The organism is Frigoribacterium sp. AC394, from assembly GCF_979258095.1.
The window spans coordinates 748,192-767,860 of record NZ_OZ409834.1; the positions used below are offsets into that span (position 1 = coordinate 748,192).

Below are 19,669 nucleotides of genomic sequence, written 5' to 3' on the forward strand. Positions count from 1 at the left end.
CTCTCGGTGGGATGACCGGGCGGGCAGGCCGTGCTGACTCCTACGACACTAGCGGTCCCCCAAAGTGCGGACACGGGTATTTATGCATATGCACTGACCCAGAACGGGGGGTAAAAATGAACGCGGCGGTCTGTCCCCACCGGTGCGGACACCATTCTGTACCCCGAATGGACCTGTTCAGGTGATCTCGGGGGACGCCGCCCATCACCAGGGCCGACCCCGCCTCAGACCGGGTAGCGTCGCTGGCGTGTCGACTGCATACGAGCCCAAGGTCGGACGGATCCCCGTCACGGCACTGACCCCGACCACCCCTGACCGGGTGTTCCCGACGAAGGCCTTCTCGGGCGAGGTGGTGCCGTTCGGCGCCACCGTCTTCCGCGAAGGCCACGATCTGATCGGTGCCGACCTCCTCCTGGTCGATCCGAACGGTGCGACGACGAGGCACCCGCTCACCGCGGGCATCCCCGGCACCGACCGCTGGACGACCGAGGTCCAGCTGGAGATCGAAGGCGACTGGACCTGGCAGGTCGAGGCCTACACCGACGACTGGGCCACCTGGCTGCACACGGCCGAGATCAAGATCCCCGCCGAGATCGACGTCGACGTGACCTTCGCGCTGGGCAGCGAGCTGCTGACCGCGGCGATCGACGACTACCCCGAGACGGTCCTCGTCCGCGACGCGGCCACGGCCCTCGGCAACCCCTCCCTCTCGGCCGGCGCGCGCCTCCGCGTGGCCACCGACCCGCGCCTCGCCGCCGTCTTCGCGAGCAAGCCGCTCGCCAGCCTCCGCACCCGCAGCGGCACCGAGACCCTGCGCGTCGAGCGGAGCCGGGCCGGGCTCGGCAGCTGGTACGAGTTCTTCCCCCGCAGCGAGGGCGCGAAGAAGCAGGAGGACGGCAGCTGGAAGAGCGGCACGTTCCGCACGGCGGCCCGCCGCCTGCCCGCGATCAGCCGCATGGGCTTCGACGTCGTGTACATCCCGCCCGTGCACCCCATCGGCACCACGTTCCGCAAGGGGCCGAACAACACCCTCACGGCCGGGCCCGACGACCCGGGGTCGCCCTACGCCATCGGCTCGCCCGACGGCGGGCACGACGCCATCCACCCCGAGCTCGGCACGGTCGCCGACTTCCGCTGGTTCGTCGAGGCGGCGAAGAACAGCGGCCTCGAGCTCGCCCTCGACCTCGCGCTGCAGTGCTCGCCCGACCACCCCTGGGTCGCCGAGCACCCCGAGTGGTTCACGACCCTGCCCGACGGCACGATCGCGTACGCCGAGAACCCGCCGAAGAAGTACCAGGACATCTACCCCCTGAACTTCGACAACGACTACGACGGTCTCAGCCGCGAGGTGCTCCGCATCGTCCGCTACTGGATCGACCTCGGCGTGACGATCTTCCGCGTCGACAACCCGCACACGAAGCCCGTCCGCTTCTGGGAGTGGCTGCTGCACGAGATCCGCGGCACGAACCCCGAGGTGGTGTTCCTGTCGGAGGCGTTCACGAAGCCCGCCATGATGCAGGCGCTCGCCCAGGTCGGATTCCACCAGTCGTACACGTACTTCACCTGGCGCAACGAGAAGTGGGAGCTCGAGGAGTACCTCACCGAGCTGTCGAAGGAGACGAGCGGCTGGCTCCGGCCCAACCTCTTCGTCAACACCCATGACATCCTCACCCCGTACCTGCAGTACGGCGGCCCGTCGGCGTACAAGATCCGTGCGGCGATCGCCGCGACGGCATCGCCGACCTGGGGCGTCTACTCGGGCTACGAGCTGATCGAGGACGTCGCGCGCCCCGGCAGCGAAGAGAACATCGACAACGAGAAGTACGAGTTCAAGCCGCGTGACTGGGCCGCCGCGGAGGCGGCCGGCGCCTCGATCGCGCCGTACCTCACCCAGCTGAACCGCATCCGCGCATCGCACCCCGCGCTGCGTCAGCTGCGGAACCTCGAGATCCACTCGAGCGACGACGACGCCGTGCTGGTCTTCTCGAAGTACCTGTCGCGGGCCCACACCCGCAGCGGTCGCGCCGACGCCGTGATCGTCGTCGCCAACGTCGACCCGCACTCGGCCCGCGAGACCACCGTGCACCTCGACGTGACGAAGTTCGGCCTGACCCCCGGCGGCACGTACACGGTCCGAGACCTGATCGCGGGCCAGTCGTGGACGTGGGGCGACGACAACTACGTCCGCCTCGACGCCTTCGTCGAGCCCGTGCACGTCTTGACCGTCGACCTCAACCGCGCACCGTAGGAGCACCCGAGATGACCTCCCCCTTCACCCCCGCCCCCGCGGAGGACCCGACGCCCGCCGACGTCCCGGTCGACCTGACCGTCGAGCCGACGCCGTCGGAGCAGACGCCCGCCGCACAGGAGCCCGCCGCGCAGGAGCCTGTCGAGCAGCCCACTGTGGCGCCGACCGCACCCGACCTCGACGACGCCGAGGTCGCGGCCGCCGCGGAGGGTCGTCACGGCCACCCGCACGCGCTGCTCGGCGAGCACACCCGCGACGGGGTGACCGTCGTTCGCGTCGTCCGACCGCTGGCCGCCACGGTCACGGTGACCGGCGCCTCCTCGGAGGTCGTGACCCTCGAGCACGTGGGCCACGGACTCTGGCAGGGCGTCGCCGACGAACCGCTCGGCGGCTACGAGATCGAGGCGAGCTACGAAGGAGGCGCACCCTGGGTCGCCGACGATCCGTACCGCTTCTCCCCCACGGTCTCCGAGCTCGACCTCTACCTCTTCGGCGAGGGCCGCCACGAGCAGCTCTGGAACGTGCTCGGCTCGCACGTCCGCGAGCACGACGGCGTCACCGGCACCTCGTTCGCCGTGTGGGCACCGCACGCGCACGCCGTCCGTGTGATCGGCGAGCTCAACGGCTGGTACGGCGCGCTGCACGCGCTGCGTCGCCTCGACGGCAACGGCGTGTGGGAGATCTTCGTGCCCGGCGTGACCGAGGGCGCGTACAAGTACGAGATCCTCACGCCCGACGGCGTCTGGGTCGAACGCGCCGACCCGATGGCGCGCCGGTCGGAGGTCCCCCCGGCCACCGCCTCCCTCATCACCCGCTCGGAGCACACCTGGTCCGACGACGCATGGCTCGAGAAGCGCGCCGCGAGCGACCAGCACGCCGGCCCGATGAGCGTCTACGAGATGCACGTCGGCTCGTGGCGCCCGGGGCTCGGCTACCGCGAGCTGGCCGACCCGCTGGTCGACTACGTCACGGCCCTCGGCTTCACGCACGTCGAGTTCATGCCGCTCGCGCAGCACCCGTTCGGCGGCTCGTGGGGCTACCAGGTGACGGGCTACTACGCGGCGCAGAGCACCTACGGCTCGCCCGACGACCTGCGCTACCTGATCGACCGCCTGCACCAGGCGGGCATCGGCGTGATCATGGACTGGGTGCCCGGGCACTTCCCGAAAGACGAATGGGCCCTCGGCAACTTCGACGGACGCGCCGTCTACGAGCACTCCGACCCGCGTCGCGGCGAGCAGCCCGACTGGGGCACCCTCGTCTTCAACTTCGGCGACTCGCAGGTGCGGAACTTCCTGGTCGCGAATGCGCTGTACTGGCTCGAGGAGTTCCACATCGACGGACTGCGCGTCGACGCCGTCGCCTCGATGCTGTACCTCGACTACAGCCGCAACGACGGCGAGTGGCTGCCCAACGAGCACGGCGGCCGCGAGGCCACCGAGGCGATCTCGTTCCTGCAGGAGGCGAACGCCACCGCCTACAAGCGCCACCCCGGCATCGTGATGATCGCGGAGGAGAGCACCAGCTGGCCCGGCGTCTCGCGTCCGACCAGCGAGGGCGGCCTCGGCTTCGGTCTGAAGTGGAACATGGGCTGGATGCACGACACCCTCGACTACGTCGAGAAGGATCCGATCCACCGCTCGTACCACCACGGCGAGATCACCTTCTCGTTCCACTACGCCTGGAGTGAGAACTTCATGCTGCCGATCTCGCACGACGAGGTCGTCTACGGCAAGGGCTCGCTCATCGAGAAGATGCCCGGCGACGACTGGCAGAAGCGCGCCAACCTGCGCGCCTACCTCGCGTACATGTGGGGCCACCCCGGCAAGCAGCTGCTCTTCATGGGCTCGGAGTACGGCCAGCCCACCGAGTGGAGCCAGGAGGCCGGTCTCGATTGGTCGGTGCTCGACCGCCACGAGCACCAGCAGATCTTCGACCTCGTCTCGAAGCTGAACAGCGTGTACCGCGCCGAGAAGGCGCTGTGGGCGCACGACTTCGACACCGAGGGCTTCGAGTGGATCGACGGAGGCGCGGCGCAGCAGAGCGTCGTCGCCTTCATGCGGAAGTCCGGCGACGGCGAGAGCGTGGCCGTCCTCGCGAACTGGTCGGGTCAGCCCGTGCAGATGCGCTTCGGGTTCCCCGAGGCCGGCACCTGGCAGGAGGTGCTCAACACCGACGCCGTCGAGTTCGGCGGCTCGGGGGTCGGCAACTACGGTTCGGTCGTGGCGACGGACAGCCCCTGGGCCGGGCGCCCCGCCTCGGCGGACGTCCTGCTGCCGCCACTCGGAGTGCTCTGGCTCAAGCGCCGCCCCTGAGTCCCGAGGCGGCGGGGTCGTGACGATCCGCGCCTCCTCGGAGCGGCCCGCGACAGCGGAAGGCCCCCGTCCGGTTCTCGGACGGGGGCCTTCGTCGTTCGCCTGGCGCCGGGGTCGGCGTCCGGGCGTCGGCGTCCGGCGTCGGCTCAGTAGAGCAGCATCGTCAGACGGCGGCGCGCGGCGACGACCCGGGGGTCGTCGGCTCCGACGATCTCGAAGTACTCGAGGAGGCGCGCGCGGGCCCTGTCACGCCCCGCGGCGTCCTGCGTCGGGAACACGGTGAGCACCCGGTCGAACGCGTCGTCGACATGTCCGCCGCTCACGTCGAGGTCGGCCACGGCGAGCTGCGCGTCGAGATCCGCCGGGTCGGCCGCAGCCGCCTCGCGGACCTCGGCCAGCGTGACCCCCTGCAGACGGGCGATCAGCGACACCTGCGCGAGACCGGCGACGGCCAGCTGGTCGCGGGGGTCTTGGGCGATGGCCGTCTTGTAGGCCGCGATCGCCGCGTCGTAGTCGCCGCGGTCGATGGCGTCGTAGGCGTCTTGATGGTGCGGGGGCAGCGGCTCGGGCTCGGGCTCGCGGGCCTCGCCCTCCACGTCGGGGGCGCCGTCGACGACCGCCCGGCCGGTGACGCCGTTCTGGGCGGCGAGCTCGAGCACCTGCTCGAACGCGTCGCGCACCTGCGCCTCGGGGAGGGCCCCGACGAACAGCTGCACGGGTCGACCGCCGACCACCGCGGCGACCGCGGGGATCGACTGCGCCTGGAACGCCTGGGTCAGCTGGGGGTTCGCGTCGACGTCGACCTTGGCGAGCACGAGACGACCGGCGTACTCGGTCACCAGCTTGTCGAGCACCGGCGAGAGCTGCTTGCACGGCCCGCACCACTCGGCCCAGAGGTCGACGATGACGGGCACGGTGTTGCTCAGCTCGAGGAACTGCGCGAAGGTCTCGTCGGTCGCGTCGATCACGAGCGACGGGACGCCCACGGTGGCCGCGGCCCCGCCGTCGGGGGCGCCGGGTGCTCCCCCGGTCGCGGGCGCCGGTCGGCCGGCACCGCCAGCGGACGGTCGCTCGACCAGCGACGACAGGTCGACGGCTCCGCGGAGACCGGCGGGCAGAGGGGGGACGTTGGTCATGGCAGCTCCTTAGCGCTGATGAGGGCCTGGCTGAATCCGAGGAGGACGATCTTCTGGTCGCTGCCCACGGCCGGCACGGAGAAGAGCAGCTCGACGCCGTAGGTCGCCTCGATCCCCTTCGTCGTCTTCTCGATGCCGGTGAGGGTCTTGACCGCACCGGCCGGGTTGACCTCGGCCCCCTCGGCTGTCGGCTTCACGGTCTCGACCTCGTTCAGGGCGACGGAGACGATGGCACCGGCGTCGTTCGTCGCGAAAGCGACCGCCGGGTCGTCGTCGGGGTTCGAGGCGAAGTCGATCGAGGCGGTCTCGGGGAGGGCCTCTCGCTTGGCGTCTTTGTAGGGCTTGCCGATCTTCTCGCGGAGTGTGTCGCCCTCCGACTCGAACAGCGGCGCGTACTCGCTCTCGTCGCCGTCGGCGAGGATGTCGCCGTAGGCCGTGGCGAGCTGATCGGGCTGCAGGGTCAGCAGCTTGACGTCGGGCGAGAGCCGGGCGGCGCCGATGCTGGCGGGCGCGACCGTGGGAGGCGTGGCCCCGGCCTCGAGGCTGGTCAGGTACTCGACCTGGTAGTTGGCCCGCGCCTCCTCTTGCACCAGGGTGAGCGCGATGGGCGCCACGGCCGTGTCGTCGGACTGGACGATGGCGAAGACGCTGCGGGGCCAGGTGTCGGCCTGCTGGGGCAGGGTCAGGGTGACGTCGCCCTCGGGGATGGCGATGGGCTCGGCGGCGGCCGCGTCTTTGTCGCGCAGGGCGTAGTTGGCCTCGCGCTGGGCCAGGGCCGGCCCGGTGAAGCGGGTGGCGGCGAGCTCGGCGTCGAGGGTCCCGTCGGCCTGCGAGGCCACGGCGGAGATGCGCTTCACGATGCGCTCGGCCTGCGCGACGCTGACGACGGGGGGCTGCAGGTCGTCCTGCTCGTCGTCGGACGCGGCACCGGTGCTGGTCGGAGTGGGCGTCGCGGACGGACCCGAACCGGTGCCCCCGACGGCGCTCGGCCAGTAGTCGGCGGTGCAGCCGGAGAGCGCCAGGGCACCCACCAGCACGACGGGCACGATCGCCACGGAACGACGGATGGCTCGACGGTCGCCCGCGCCGCCGTCGCCGAGGCTCGACGGCTCACGCCGCGTCCGTCGGGTCGGACGGAGGGGCTTGCCCTGACCGGAGCGCCGGCGCGGACCGCGGTTGCGGCGGTGGTGGGCGATCGCCCAGATGTAGAGCAGCACGCCGATCAGCAGCACGAGGAGACCACCGGCGATCAGCGGACCGGCCATGGGCGTCGCGGTCGAGAGCGGCCAGGTCACCCGGATCGTGTCGGGTGCCGGCGCGGCGCCGTCGGACACGACGACGAGGGAGACGTCGTCGGGGGCGTCGAGCGAGAAGGTCGGGTCGGCCCCGGCGTACTCGGCGTTCCAGAGGTCGGAGTCGGCGGGGCTCGGGACGTCGGCGGTGTCGCCGTCGACCACCGTGCTCACGAGCTCGCCGCTCGTCTCGTCGAACGACACCTCGTTGTAGGCCGAGTCGCCGACCCAGCCGAGGACGTCGGAGGTGCGGCCCGTGGCGGCGAAGGCCGTGTCGGCACCCGAGATGCTCACCGTCTGGCGGCCGTCGTGACCGTGCAGCGCCTCGGAGGGCACGACCGTGATTCGGGCCTCGGAGTCGGAGGTCGAGACGGTCGACGAGACGCTGGGAGGTGGCGCGAAGACGGTCCGCTGGGCGAAGCCCAGGGCCACCATGAGCGCCGCCAGCACGACGACGAACACTGCGATGATGAAACGCACGTTTCTCTCCCTCCGTGCCACCATCCCGGTCGGGTCGCGACGAACCGCTCGGGACGGCCACGCCGGCGCGGGCCTGGCCGGATGGCCGGGCGCGGCAGCAGACTTTAAGACGGCTCAGCGTATCCGAAAAGACCTGGGAGGCGCGTGACCGACGAGAAGTCCTCTCAGGCCGGGTGGCGACCAGTCCCTCGCCCGCTAAAATCGTCGGGTCCGGGCCGAGCGATCTCGTTCCCGCCGCCGAGCAAGAGGAGACACCGTGGCCGCTGACGAATCGGAATTCGGGACGGAACTCCGCGGGTACCGCAAAGAAGAGGTCGACCGCGCGCTGGGCGACCTGCGGCGCGAGCTGATCAAGTCGAACACCGACCGCGCCGAGACGGTCGACGACCTCAAGCGCCTGCAGAGTCGCCTCGACGAGCTGCAGTCCGAGCTCGACGAGGCCGGCACCCCGACCTACGCCGGTCTCGGCAGCAAGCTCGAGCAGACCCTCCGCCTCGCCGAGCAGCAGGCCACCCGCCTCGTCAGCCAGGCCGACATCGACGCCGAAGAGCTGCGGCGCTCGTCGACGACCGAGGCCGAGCGACTCGTCGCCGACGCCACCGAGCGCGCCGACGCCGTGCTGGGTGACGCCCGGGGTCGCGCCGCCGCCCAGATCGACGAGTCCCGTGCCGATGCCGACCGCATGGTCGCCCGAGCCCGCAACGAGGCCCGCTCGCTCCTCCAGGAGGCGCAGCGCGACTCGTCCGCCATGCGCGGCGCCGCGGCGACCGAGGCCGCCGAGAACGTGTCGACCGCCCGCCACGAGGCCGCCGCGCTGCGCGCCGACGCCGAACGGGACGTCGCCGAGCAGCGCGACGTCGTCGGCCGCGAGGTCGCCGAGGCCCGTGCCGACGCCGCCGAGCTGGCCCGCACCACGGCCGAGACCCGCGCCCTCTTCATCAGCGACAGCGAACGCCAACGCGCCGACCTCGACCGCGAGGGCGACACGCTCCGTGCCGAGCTCGCCCGCCTCGACGAGACCACCCGTGCCGAGCTCGAGGTCGAGGTGACCACCCGTCGCGCCGATCTCGAGCGCGAGATCACGGGCGCTCGAGCAGACCTCGACGACGACGTCGCGAACCGTCGCGCCGAACTCGACCGCGACATCGCCGAGCAGCGCGCCGAGCTGGCCCGCCACGTCTCCGAGACGCGCGCGGCGCTCGAGCGCGAGGTGGACGCCGGCCGCGACGACCTGAGCCGCGAGGTCGAGACGACCCGCGCCTCCTTGGCGACCGAGGCCCTCGAGATGCGAGCCGGGCTCCAGCTCGAGATCGAGACCGCCCGTGCGGAGCTCGAGCGCGAGGCCCGAGCGGCCCGCGACGAGATCGAGCTCGACCGCACCACGACCCGCGACGAGATCGAGCGCACCACCGTCGAGACCCGTGAGCGCCTGGCCCGCGACGTCCAGCAGCAGGCCGAGCGACTCGAACGCGACGCCGCCGAGCACCGGGCGCAGGTCGAGGCCGAGACGGCGAACGCCCGTGCCGACCTCGACGCCGAGGTGGCCGAGAGCCAGGCGCGGCTGTTCGACGACGAGGAGGCGCAGCGCGCACGACTCGAGAACGAGGCGGAGACCATCCGCGCCCGGCTCGCCGCCGAACGCGACCGCGCCGAGGCGCTCGTCGCCCGCGAGACGGACGAGGCCCGGACGGCTCTCGCGCTAGAACGGACGACCCGATTCGACGAGCTCGAGCGCGACCTCGTCGCCCGACACCAGGCGGCCGTCGCCGAGACGCAGAACTACCTGGACGACGCTCACGCGCAGCTCGACGAGGCCCGGCAGCGGGCCGTCGACGTGCGCCGCGAGGCCGACGAGCTCGAGCGCTCGTCTCACGACCACGCGAAGACGGTGCGCGGCGAGGCCGACTCGACCGCGCACGAGGTGCTGACCAACGCCGAGGTGCGCAGTCGCGACATCGTGACGGAGGCCGAGAACCGGGCCCGCGACCTCGTCTCCGACGCCGAGCGTCGACTCTCGGAGCTGCGGGACGAGCGCGACGCGGTCGCCTCGTACCTCGAGAACCTCCGCGCCATGTTGAGCGAAGCCGCGAAGGTTGCGCCAGAGTAGTCACGCGGCGGCCCCGTGCTGAACGACTCAGCCGCCGAAGAGGAGTAGAGCCCGCGTGAAGATCCACAATCCGTTCCGGCTGGGCCTCCTGGCCGGGCTCGGCGTGCTCGTCGCCCTCGTGATCGGCGGTGCCGTCAGCGAGCTGTCCACGATCATCACGTACGTGGGCGCCGCGCTGTTCATCGCCCTCGGTCTCGACCCGATCGTGTCGTGGCTCGAGAAGCGGCGCGTCCCTCGGACCCTCGCGATCACCCTCGTCATGGTCGCCCTGCTGGGCGCCGTCGTCGGCGTCGTCTTCGCCATCGTCCCGATGATCGTCAGTCAGGCCACGGCGCTGATCACGAACCTCGTGACCTACCTGCAGAGCGTCACGACGCAGCAGTTCGTCGACAACCTGCAGAGCTCGTACCCCAGAACGTCTTCGACGTGCAGCAGGGCCTCGACTCGGTCGTGGCGTTCCTCGGCGACCCCGACAACGTGGTCACGATCGGCGGCGGGGTCCTGGCGGTCGGCGTCGCGATCGGCAACGGGCTCTTCGCGACCATCGTCGTCCTGATCCTCACGCTGTACTTCACGTCGTCGATCAACAGCGTCAAGCGTGCGGTCTACCAGCTCGTGCCGGCCTCGAAGCGCCCGAAGTTCATCGTCATCGCGGAGCAGATCGGCGACTCGGTGGGTCGCTACGTGATCGGCCAGTTCACCCTCGCCGCGATCAACGGCATCCTGAGCTTCATCTTCCTGAGCATCATCGGCGCCGAGCAGCCCGCGGTGTTCGCGGCCATCGCCTTCGTGGGGTCGGTCATCCCCCTGGTCGGCACCATCAGCGGCTCGGCGATCATCGTGCTGGCCCAGGTCGCCCTGCTGCCCGATTCGCCCTCGACGTGGATCACCGCCGCCGTCTACTACCTCGTCTACATGCAGATCGAGGCGTACCTGCTCAGCCCGCGCATCATGCGCCGTGCGGTCAGGGTGCCCGGGGTGATCGTCGTCATCGCGGCGCTCGTCGGCGGCACGCTGCTCGGAGTCCTCGGGGCCCTGATCGCGATCCCCTTCGCCGCGTCGGTGCTCCTGATCATCCGCGAGGTGCTCGTGCCCCGGCAGAACACGCTCTGACGCTGACGCTGACGCTGACGCTGACGCTGGCGCTGACGACGCTCGTCCGACCGCTGGCGCGCCGGGCGCTGTGCGATCGCACGCGATCTGCGGTCACGTCCGCTCCGGTAGCCGGCAGCGGCTCAGGGCCAGATGGCGGGCAGCGGCAGCGCCTGCGGAGCGACCCGCTGCACGATCTCCGACAGCACGCGCGTCGTCTGCTTCTCGCCGACCCAGAGGTGCTTGCCGCCCTCGACGGCGACGACCTCGGCGCGGGGAACGACGGCGAAGCGGCGCCGCGCCTCCTCGGGTCGGAGGTAGTCGTCGAACTCGGGCACGACGGCCACGATCGGCGTCGCGACGTCGTTCCAGGCGGCGAGCTCGGCGTCGGTGGTGCGATGCAGGGGCGGTGACAGCAGCAGCAGACCGGCCGTCTCGACGCCGCGCCCATGCTTCAGCGCGACCTCGGTGCCGAACGACCAGCCGACCAGCCACGGCGTGGGCAGACCCTCGTCGTGCACGAACGCGACTGCGGCCGCGAGATCGGCGGCCTCGGCGATCCCTTCGCCGAACTCGCCCTCGGACCGCCCCCTCGGCGATGACACGCCACGGAAGTTGAAGCGCAGCACCGCGAGGTCGGCCAGGGCGGGGAGGCGCGCGGCGGCCTTGCGGATCACGTGCGAGTCCATGAACCCGCCCGCCGTCGGCAGCGGATGCAGGGCGACCAGCGTGCCGACCGGCGGGCGGTCGGTGGGAACGGAGAGCTCGCCGACGAGGCGGAGACCATCGCCGGTGCGGAGCTCGACGTCGCGACGGCGCGCGGGCAGCAGGACGCCGCCCCGCACCTCGACGGAGCCGGTCGAGTCGGTCGGGTCGGTCGGGTCGGTCGAGCGGGTCGGGTCGGTCACGAGATCCTCCAGCAGTGGGTGTGCCAATGACGACGGGACGCCAGGTCGTCGGCGTCGCCGAAGAGCCCGTCGGCACGCCAGACGACGACGTGCGCCGTACCGGGGGCGACGATCAGCGAGCAGCCGGGGCAGACGTACTCTTTGACGGACGACGACGCACCGATGGACTGGACGGTGAATGACCGGCCATGTCGGGTCTCGACGACCGCACCGCCCCGGATCGCCCGGGTGATGTCGTTCGCAGGCTCGTCATCAGGTCGACGTGTGTCGCGAGGGCGTCGCGGTCGATTGCTTCGGGGCATGACCACCACCGTATCGCGGCGGCGCTGCTGACATCGTCAGAGTCCCGCTGCGGTTCCAGCGGCCGAGCCGGTGGCGCCATCGTGCCCCGGACGACCCGTCCGGTGCACGTGGACGGGATCAGTACCAGTTGACGGCCTGCGAGTGCGACCAGGCGCCGCAGGGCGACCCGTAGACGCCCGAGATGTAGTTGAGACCCCAGGTGATCTGCGTCGCGGGGTTCGTCTGCCAGTCGGCGCCGGCCGTCGCCATCTTGCTGCCGGGCAGCGACTGCGGGATGCCGTAGGCGCCGCTTGAGCCGTTGGAGGCGTAGACGTTCCAGCCCGACTCTTTGTTCCACAGCGAGACGAGGCAGTCGTACTCGCCGGTGCCCCAGCCTCGGGCCGAGACCATGCCCGCGGCGATGGCCTTCGCGCTGCCCGGATCGGGGGTGCCCGCAGCGGGTGCCGCCGGGGCCGCCGGGGCAGGCGCCGGGGCCACGGCCGATTCCGACGTCGACACGACGGAGGCGTCGACGTCGTCGGCCTCCTCGGTGACGACCGGCTCAGGCTCGGGCGGGGGCGGCGGAGGCGGCAGGGTGACGTCGTAGCCGTCTCGATCGGCCGTGGAGGCCGATGCGCCGATGACGGAGTACGACTGCCCGGGCGCGACCAGCACACTGGCACCGCCGACGACGCGGGTGGTCGCCTCGGCACCGGAGATCGGGTTCACGAGCGAGGCCGACACGAATGCGAACGACGCGAGGAAGCCGCACGCTGGGAGGACGTATCGCCCCCGACGGCGCCGAGGCGCAGGGGTCGGAGCGGTCACGGCCAGACTCGACGCGGGGACCATACGGCGTGCCGCGATGGGTCTCGCGACCAGCGCCGGGTGCTCTCGAGGAGTGATGCCGGTCGTCGGAGTTGCAGCGTGCCTACCCATAAGTGGACTAAGAATAACCGAAGTCTCGGGAACTGGCCAGGACGACGTGATGCGTGTCGACACGGGAGGCGATCGCCTCGGCGGGTTCGGCGAAGGCGGGCCGGCGTGCGCTGGCCTGCGCGCAGGAAGGTTCGGCGGGTCGATTCAGCGGACGGCGAGCATCACGTCGACGACGGCGTCGAGCAGCACGTCGACCTGGACCTCGCGGTACCCGCCCCGCTTCGCACGGAAGACCACGGCGCGGACGTCGTCGATGCTCAGGGCCTCGCCATCGCCGAAGTACCCCTTCAGTCTGCGGACGAAGCTGTCGACGTCGGCGGGGTGGTAACCCTGCGTGACGATACCGACCCGGTCGAACCGATGGCCCGTCGGCCGATCGAGACGCGCCACGATCTCCTCCGCCGCCGAACGCGCACCCGCGAACCAGGCGGCGTCACCCTCGCCGGCGAGCGACCGTTCGCGCTCGCGACTCGCGAAGGCGTCCTCCAGACGCTCGAGGGCCGCATCGACGTGCGACGTGGAGTAGCCGCCCTTGGCCATCGTGAAGGCCGTGCGACGGATCTGCTCGGAGTCGATCGACGTGGACCGCGTGGCGCGCGTGGGCGCCGCGCCCGAGTACGCCGCGCGAGCCCTCTCCAGGAACGACTCGACCTCGGTCACGTCGTAGCCGAGTCGACCGTTCTGAGCCATCGGGAATGTCGTCTTCACCAGACCATCATGCCGCACCGACGCCCTGGGTCCGCCTGAGCGGATGCCCCGTGCGTCAGGTGACGATGAGGTACAGGGCGTACGCCGCGGCCGCCGACGGCAGCGTGCTGTCGAGCCTGTCGAGGAATCCGCCGTGGCCCGGCAGCCAGGTCGAGATGTCTTTGATCCCCAGGTCGCGCTTGATGAGGGACTCGGAGAGATCGCCGATGGTCGCCGTCACGATGATCACGCCACCGAGGATGAGACCGAACCACCAGGCCTCGTCGAGCATCAGCCACGACAGCAGGACCGCCGCGATGAGACTCGCCGCTACGGACCCGGCGAAGCCCTCCCAGGTCTTCTTCGGGCTGATCCGCGGAGCCATCGGGTGCTTGCCGAACGACAGACCCGTCGCATACGCCCCCGTGTCGACGGCGATCACGATGATGAGCGCGGCGAGAGTCCAGTTGGCGCCGTTCGGCTGAGCCGCCATCAGCGCCATGAAGCTGCCCAGGAACGCGCAGTAGATCTGCACGAACGCGCCGGCGCCGATGTCGCGGGCCACCGAGGAGGCGCTGGTGCGGTGCGAAGGACGCACCAGTTCGACGAGCCGCCACGCCGACACCACGAGGATGCCCCCCACCAGCGCCAGCCACTGCCCCTGTGCACCGAAGTAGAAGGCGGCGGGGACGATGGCGACACCGGCGAGGACGCTCGGCAGGCGCGGTACGTCGCGACCTGCGAAGCGGAGTGCGCTCGCGAGCTCGAAGCACAGCGACCCGATGAGGGCCGCCGCCACGATCATGAAGAACGCCGGCTCGAAGATCAGGCTGACGAGCACGGCACCGCCGAGACCGACGCCGACGCCGATGGCCGCGGGGAGGTTGCGCCCTGTGCGGGCGGTCAGCTTCTCGTTGCGGGCACCGAGCGCGGCGCGGCGCGTGCGGAGCTGGTTCTCGAGGTCGTGACGAGCGGCCTGCGCCCTGGCGTCGAAGTCGGCCCGACGGCTACCGAGGGTGGTCTTGGGGGTCGGCCCCGAATCGTCAGGACGAGGGCCGTCAGGAGCGTCGCTCATCTAGACCTCGAGCAGCTCGGCTTCCTTCTTCTTCAACGCCTCGTCGATCGAGTCGATGTACCCCTTGGTCAGAGCCTCGAGGTCTTTCTCGGCACGAGCGACCTCGTCGTCGCCGACCTCGGACTTGAGGGCGTCGAGATCGTCCTTCGACTTGCGCCGGATGTTGCGGATCTGCACCTTGGCGTCTTCGCCCTTGCTGCGCACGATCTTGACGAACTCCTTGCGGCGTTCCTGCGTCAGCTCCGGGATCGTGACCCGGACGAGCGTGCCGTCGTTGGTCGGGCTCGCACCGAGGTTCGGGAAGGTCGCGATGGCCTTCTCGATCTCCTTGAGCGCCGTCTTGTCGTACGGGGTCACGATCATCGTCCGCGCTTCGGGCACCTGGAGGGATGCCAGCTGCGCCAGAGGGGTCGGGGTGCCGTAGTAGTCGACGGGGATCTTCTGGAAGAGCGCCGGGTTGATGCGCCCGGTGCGGACCTGACCGAAGTCGGTCTTGGCGGACTCGAGTGCCCGCTCCATCTTCTCGCGCGTCTCGTTCTGTACGTCGTTGATCGCCACAATGCTCCCTAGATTCGTTGTCGAGCTTAGTCGTCAGTTGCTGACGAGGGTTCCGATGCGCTCGCCACGGATGGCCCGGGCGATGTTGCCGCCGCCCTCCATGCCGAACACGTGCATGGGCATGCCGTTGTCCATGCAGAGGCTGAACGCGGTCGAGTCGACGACCTTGAGCCCCTTGACCAGCGCCTCCTGGTAGGTCAGCGTCTCGAGCTTGACCGCCGAGGGGTCGTGGCGGGGGTCGGCCGAGTAGACGCCGTCGACTCCGTTCTTGGCGACGAGCACCTCGTCGGCGCCGATCTCGAGGGCGCGCTGGGCGGAGACCGTGTCGGTCGAGAAGTAGGGCAGACCCGCACCGGCGCCGAAGATGACGACCCGGCCCTTCTCGAGGTGGCGCTCGGCACGACGCGGGATGTACGGCTCGGCGACCTGGGTCATCGAGATGGCCGACTGCACGCGCGTCGCCGCACCCGCCTGCTCGAGGAAGTCCTGGAGGGCGAGGGCGTTCATCACCGTGCCCAGCATGCCCATGTAATCGGCCCGGCCGCGGTCCATGCCCCGCTGGCTCAGCTCGGCGCCACGGAAGAAGTTGCCGCCGCCGACCACCACGGCGATCTCGACGTCCTGGGCGGCGTCGGCGATCTCTCGGGCGATGGCGCCCACCACGTCGGGGTTGACGCCCAGCTGGCCGCCGCCGAAGGCCTCGCCGGAGAGTTTCAGGAGGACCCGTCGGCGTCCGGTGATGTCTGATGTCATGTGGGGTCTCCTTCGTTCATGGCCGTAGCCAGGTTAGCGACTCGGCGCTGGACGCTGTCCGCCCGACCGGGATCGGCGGCGGACACGGAAATGGGGCCTGAGACGTATGACCGTCTCAGACCCCATCGCGTATGTGGCTAGGCGCCGACCTTGATCCGGGAGAAGCCCTGGATCTCGATGCCGGCCTGCTCGACGACCTTGGCGACCGACAGCTTGCTGTCCTTCGCGTAGGCCTGGTCGAGCAGTGCGATCTCCTTGAAGAAGCCGGTCAGGCGACCCTCGATGATCTTCGGCAGGGCGGCCTCGGGCTTGCCCTCGTTCTTCGCGGTCTCTTCGACGATGGCGCGCTCTTTCGCGACGTCGTCGGCGGGGACCTCGTCGCGCGACAGGTACGTCGGCGCAGCGAAGGCGACGTGCTGGGCGATCGAGCGGGCGGTCTCGGCGTCCGAACCGGTGTAGCCCACGACCACGCCGACCTGCGGGGGCAGGTCTTTGGAGGTCTTGTGCAGGTAGATCGCGAACTCGGAGCCCTCGACGCGAGCGACCGAGCGGAGCTCGACCTTCTCGCCCATGAGAGCCGCCTCGTCGTTGACGAACGCCTCGACGGTCTGGCCGCCGATGGCGGCCGCGTTGCCCTCTGCGGCGGTCGCCGCACCCGCGGCCGAGACGGCCTCGAGCACGGAGTCGGCCAGGGCGATGAACTTCTCGTTCTTCGCGACGAAGTCGGTCTCGCTGGCGAGCTCGATGATCGTGGCGTAGCCGGCGGATGCCTTGGCGGCCACGAGGCCCGCGGTGGTCTGACGGCCCTCGCGCTTGGCGACGCCCTTCAGTCCCTTGACGCGGAGGATCTCGACGGCCTTCTCGATGTCGCCGTCGGCCTCGACGAGAGCGTTCTTGCTGTCCATCATGCCCGCACCGAGGCGGTCACGGAGGGTCTTGACGTCAGCGGCGGTGAAGTTTGCCATGTCTGACTTCCTTTCGTGGAGTCGGAGTGAGGAGGTGCGTTACTTCGAGTCGGCGGCGGCGTCGGCGTCGGCCGGCTCCGCAGCGGTCTCGACGGTCGCCTCGGCGACGGGCTCGGCGACCGGCTCGCCCAGGGGCTTCGCGGCGACCTGAGCGTCGGCGTCGTTCTCCTCCGTGGGGAGCGGCTCGGCGGCGGGCGCCTCGGTCGCGGCGTCGGCGGCCTTGGCCTCGCCCTGGGCGAGCAGCTCGGCCTCCCACTCGGCGAGGGGCTCGACGGGCTGGTCGGCGTCTTCGGGCTTCTGGTGACGCTGGACGAGGCCCTCGGCGGCGGCGTCGGCGACGATGCGCGTCAGCAGACCGACGGAGCGGATCGCGTCGTCGTTGCCGGGGATCGGGAAGTTGATCTCGTCGGGGTCGCAGTTGGTGTCGAGGATGCCGATGACCGGGATGCCGAGCTTCTTGGCCTCGTCGATCGCGAGGTGCTCTTTCTTGGTGTCGACGATCCAGAGCGCCGACGGCGTCTTGGTGAGGTTGCGGATACCACCGAGCGTCTTGTGCAGCTTGTCGAGCTCGCGCTTCTTGATCAGGAGCTCTTTCTTGGTGAAGCCCTGGGTGGTGTCGTCGAAGTCGATGTCCTCGAGCTCCTTCATGCGGGCGAGGCGCTTCGACACGGTCTGGAAGTTGGTCAGCAGACCACCCAGCCAGCGCTGGTTCACGAAGGGCTGGCCGACACGGTTCGCCTGCTCGGCGATGGAGCCCTGAGCCTGCTTCTTGGTGCCGACGAAGAGGATGGTGCCGCCGTGGGCGACGGTCTCCTTGACGAAGTCGTAGGCGCTGTCGATGTAGCCGAGCGACTGCTGCAGGTCGATGATGTGGATGCCGGAGCGCTCGGCGAGGATGAATCGCTTCACCTTCGGGTTCCAGCGGCGGGTCTGGTGTCCGAAGTGGACGCCGCTGTCGAGCAGCTGGCGGATGGTGACGACGGCCATGGTCGTTCTCCTGTTTCTGGGCGCACACGCTGGTGCACCGGATTGTCGGTTGTCGGACGACCGGTCGGTCGTCGCTGCCTGGTGCCCGGGCGCACCTCCGCCGCTCGCACCCTGGGATGCGGTCGGACCGAATGGAGATGGAGGCCGGTGACGAACGGAACCGGACGGACCGGCTCGCGATCGGTGCGTCCGAAGACGCACTGGGCACGCGAAGTCAGCCTGCTGAGCAGGCTGCATCGATCATGTTAGCACCACGCGAGAACGCCCCGACCGGCAGCCGGTCGGGGCGTTCTGGGGCGTGTCGGACGTCAGGCCCTGGAGCGCTTGGCGTCGATGGATCCGTCGAGCGCCGAGACGCCCATCTCCTCCAGGGAACGGCCCTTGGTCTCGGGGATCTTCGCGAAGACGAAGAAGAACGAGACGAGGGCGAAGAAGGCGAAGATGCCGTACGACAGCGTGAGGCTGAGGGCGGCGAGGCTCGGGAACGACACCGTGACGATGAAGTTGGCGATCCAGTTCGCCATGCTGCCGACGCCGAGCGCCGTGGCACGGATGCTGTTGGGGAACATCTCGCCGAGGAGGACCCACATCAGCGGACCCCAGGTCGCACCGAACGAGACCACGAAGAGGTTCGCCGCGACGAGCGCGACCGGGCCCCAGGCACCCGGCAGCGACGGGTCGCCGGAGGCGGTGGTCGTCGCCTGGCTGAATGCGAGCGCGGTGACGGCGAGGCTCAGGAACATGCCGACGGAGCCGGTGAGCAGCAGCGGGCGACGACCGACCTTGTCGACCAGACCGATGGCCACGAAGGTCACGGCCACGTTGACGACGGCGGTGATCGTCGAGATGAGGAAGGAGTCCTCCTCCTGGAATCCGACGGCCTGCCAGAGGGTGGTCGAGTAGTAGAAGATCACGTTGATGCCGACGAACTGCTGGAGGACGGCGAGGATGATGCCGACCCAGACGATCGGCTGCAGGCCGAAGCGCTTGCCGCGGATGGACGACTTCGTGTCGAGGTCTGCCTCGGTCTTGATCGAGTCGGTGATCTCCTTCAGGCTCGTGTCGACCGTCTCGGTCGGGACGATGCTCTCGAGCACCTTGCGAGCTTCGCCCTCCCGGCCTTCGCCCGCGAGATAGCGGGGCGACTCGGGCAGACGCCATGCCAGCACGCCGTAGACGACCGACGGCACGACGCCGACGAGGAACATCCAGCGCCAGGCCGCGAGACCGAAGAGCGACGGCTCGGACGCCCCGCCCGCGGTGACCGCGAACAGCTGGTCGGAGAGGAGGGCGACGAAGATGCCGAGCGTGATGGCCAGCTGCTGGAACGACGCGAGTCGCCCGCGGATGGCCTTGGGCGAGACCTCGCTGATGTAGGCCGGTGCGATGACGGAGGCGATGCCGATGCCGAGTCCGCCGATGACGCGCCAGAGCACGAGGTCCCAGACGGCGAAGGCGGCTGCCGCGCCGATCGAGCTGACGAGGAACAGCGCGGCGCCGATCAGCATGACCTTGATGCGGCCCATCTTGTCGGCGAGACGACCGGCGACGTAGGCGCCGATCGCGCAGCCGATCAGGGCCGAGGCGACGGCGAAGCCTGACGCGAACTCGGTCAGACCGAACTCGTCGGTGATCGACGACACCGCGCCGTTGATGACGGACGAGTCGAATCCGAAGAGGAAGCCTCCGACGGCCGCGGCCACCGCGAGCGCCGTCACCCGCCTGTTCAGCTTCTTGGCTTCCGCTGGATCTGCTGCCGAGTTCGACACGGTTCTCCTTCTTGCTCGGAGGAGGAGGGCGCGCCTCGACTCCTCCACAACGTCGTGCACCGGGTGTCCGTGCACC

Annotated in this window: 17 protein-coding genes; 5 read left to right on the forward strand and 12 right to left on the reverse strand. The window is 70.1% G+C overall.

The window, feature by feature from the left end:
• The first annotated feature begins 247 nt into the window (after positions 1 to 247).
• Together ACZZY9_RS03385 and glgB are read left to right on the forward strand one after the other, a co-directional pair.
• Positions 248 to 2,248: an alpha-1,4-glucan--maltose-1-phosphate maltosyltransferase gene (locus ACZZY9_RS03385; RefSeq protein ID WP_463462989.1), complete on the forward strand. Its 2,001-nt coding sequence runs from the start codon at positions 248 to 250 to the stop codon at positions 2,246 to 2,248.
• Positions 2,249 to 2,259: 11 nt separating this feature from the next.
• Entirely contained in the window at positions 2,260 to 4,563 is a 2,304-nt protein-coding gene (gene glgB / locus ACZZY9_RS03390; RefSeq protein WP_463462990.1) for a 1,4-alpha-glucan branching protein GlgB, read from the forward strand.
• Between the two features lie 146 nt (positions 4,564 to 4,709).
• Here the strand turns inward: glgB and ACZZY9_RS03395 are convergent, their stop codons facing one another.
• Both ACZZY9_RS03395 and ACZZY9_RS03400 read right to left on the reverse strand, forming a co-directional pair.
• Positions 4,710 to 5,699: a tetratricopeptide repeat protein gene (locus tag ACZZY9_RS03395; protein ID WP_463462991.1), complete on the reverse strand. Its 990-nt coding sequence runs from the start codon at positions 5,697 to 5,699 to the stop codon at positions 4,710 to 4,712.
• The gene (locus tag ACZZY9_RS03400) at positions 5,696 to 7,471 is read right to left on the reverse strand and encodes a hypothetical protein (protein WP_463462992.1); all 1,776 of its coding nucleotides are present in this window, start codon (positions 7,469 to 7,471) and stop codon (positions 5,696 to 5,698) included. Before ACZZY9_RS03400 ends, ACZZY9_RS03395 begins: the two co-directional genes overlap by 4 nt.
• A 256-nt stretch (positions 7,472 to 7,727) precedes the next feature.
• Between ACZZY9_RS03400 and ACZZY9_RS03405 the strand changes: the two genes are divergently transcribed.
• Genes ACZZY9_RS03405 through ACZZY9_RS03415 form a run of 3 tightly spaced genes read left to right on the forward strand, consistent with a single transcriptional unit; the run spans position 7,728 to position 10,691 of the window.
• Positions 7,728 to 9,578 carry a DivIVA domain-containing protein gene (locus ACZZY9_RS03405; protein ID WP_463462993.1) on the forward strand — a complete coding sequence of 617 codons (1,851 nt, stop codon included), beginning with the start codon at positions 7,728 to 7,730 and terminating at the stop codon, positions 9,576 to 9,578.
• Positions 9,579 to 9,633: 55 nt separating this feature from the next.
• Positions 9,634 to 10,134, forward strand: coding sequence for an AI-2E family transporter (locus ACZZY9_RS03410; protein WP_463462994.1), 501 nt, complete (start codon positions 9,634 to 9,636; stop codon positions 10,132 to 10,134).
• Positions 10,056 to 10,691, forward strand: a complete 636-nt coding sequence (locus ACZZY9_RS03415; protein ID WP_463464629.1) for an AI-2E family transporter — start codon at positions 10,056 to 10,058, stop codon at positions 10,689 to 10,691. Before ACZZY9_RS03410 ends, ACZZY9_RS03415 begins: the two co-directional genes overlap by 79 nt.
• A gap of 122 nt (positions 10,692 to 10,813) precedes the next feature.
• Here ACZZY9_RS03415 and ACZZY9_RS03420 read toward each other — a convergent pair whose 3' ends face one another.
• The 10 genes from ACZZY9_RS03420 to ACZZY9_RS03465 form a co-directional block, all read right to left on the reverse strand.
• Entirely contained in the window at positions 10,814 to 11,578 is a 765-nt protein-coding gene (locus ACZZY9_RS03420; protein ID WP_463462995.1) for an alpha/beta hydrolase, read from the reverse strand.
• A complete protein-coding gene (locus ACZZY9_RS03425) occupies positions 11,575 to 11,880 on the reverse strand; it encodes a hypothetical protein (protein WP_463462996.1) in 306 nt (101 codons plus the stop codon). The genes ACZZY9_RS03420 and ACZZY9_RS03425 overlap by 4 nt, the downstream gene beginning before the upstream one ends.
• A 118-nt stretch (positions 11,881 to 11,998) precedes the next feature.
• The gene (locus tag ACZZY9_RS03430) at positions 11,999 to 12,688 is read right to left on the reverse strand and encodes an aggregation-promoting factor C-terminal-like domain-containing protein (RefSeq protein ID WP_463462997.1); all 690 of its coding nucleotides are present in this window, start codon (positions 12,686 to 12,688) and stop codon (positions 11,999 to 12,001) included.
• Between the two features lie 255 nt (positions 12,689 to 12,943).
• Positions 12,944 to 13,507 carry a DivIVA domain-containing protein gene (locus tag ACZZY9_RS03435; RefSeq protein WP_463462998.1) on the reverse strand — a complete coding sequence of 188 codons (564 nt, stop codon included), beginning with the start codon at positions 13,505 to 13,507 and terminating at the stop codon, positions 12,944 to 12,946.
• 55 nt (positions 13,508 to 13,562) lie between these two features.
• Positions 13,563 to 14,561: a phosphatidate cytidylyltransferase gene (locus tag ACZZY9_RS03440; RefSeq protein ID WP_320479056.1), complete on the reverse strand. Its 999-nt coding sequence runs from the start codon at positions 14,559 to 14,561 to the stop codon at positions 13,563 to 13,565.
• A complete protein-coding gene (frr, locus tag ACZZY9_RS03445; RefSeq protein ID WP_197981716.1) occupies positions 14,562 to 15,080 on the reverse strand; it encodes a ribosome recycling factor in 519 nt (172 codons plus the stop codon).
• Between the two features lie 72 nt (positions 15,081 to 15,152).
• Positions 15,153 to 15,872, reverse strand: a complete 720-nt coding sequence (pyrH, locus tag ACZZY9_RS03450) for a UMP kinase (protein ID WP_192058301.1) — start codon at positions 15,870 to 15,872, stop codon at positions 15,153 to 15,155.
• A gap of 137 nt (positions 15,873 to 16,009) precedes the next feature.
• On the reverse strand, positions 16,010 to 16,837 hold the full coding sequence (gene tsf / locus ACZZY9_RS03455) for a translation elongation factor Ts (RefSeq protein WP_192058304.1): 828 nt from the start codon (positions 16,835 to 16,837) through the stop codon (positions 16,010 to 16,012).
• 39 nt (positions 16,838 to 16,876) lie between these two features.
• Entirely contained in the window at positions 16,877 to 17,824 is a 948-nt protein-coding gene (gene rpsB, locus ACZZY9_RS03460; protein WP_192058306.1) for a 30S ribosomal protein S2, read from the reverse strand.
• A gap of 308 nt (positions 17,825 to 18,132) precedes the next feature.
• Entirely contained in the window at positions 18,133 to 19,593 is a 1,461-nt protein-coding gene (locus ACZZY9_RS03465; RefSeq protein WP_192058308.1) for a sugar porter family MFS transporter, read from the reverse strand.
• Between the last annotated feature and the right edge of the window lie 76 nt (positions 19,594 to 19,669).

Excerpts from the sequence above, each read along its gene's own strand:
- ACZZY9_RS03440 (WP_320479056.1), bottom strand. The coding sequence starts at position 14,561 with ATGAGCGACGCTCCTGACGGCCCTCGTCCTGACGATTCGGGGCCGACC.
- glgB (WP_463462990.1), top strand. The coding sequence starts at position 2,260 with ATGACCTCCCCCTTCACCCCCGCCCCCGCGGAGGACCCGACGCCCGCC.
- rpsB (WP_192058306.1), bottom strand. The coding sequence starts at position 17,824 with ATGGCCGTCGTCACCATCCGCCAGCTGCTCGACAGCGGCGTCCACTTC.
- tsf (WP_192058304.1), bottom strand. The coding sequence starts at position 16,837 with ATGGCAAACTTCACCGCCGCTGACGTCAAGACCCTCCGTGACCGCCTC.
- ACZZY9_RS03395 (WP_463462991.1), bottom strand. The coding sequence starts at position 5,699 with ATGACCAACGTCCCCCCTCTGCCCGCCGGTCTCCGCGGAGCCGTCGAC.
- ACZZY9_RS03425 (WP_463462996.1), bottom strand. The coding sequence starts at position 11,880 with ATGCCCCGAAGCAATCGACCGCGACGCCCTCGCGACACACGTCGACCT.
- frr (WP_197981716.1), bottom strand. The coding sequence starts at position 15,080 with ATGGAGCGGGCACTCGAGTCCGCCAAGACCGACTTCGGTCAGGTCCGC.
- pyrH (WP_192058301.1), bottom strand. The coding sequence starts at position 15,872 with ATGACATCAGACATCACCGGACGCCGACGGGTCCTCCTGAAACTCTCC.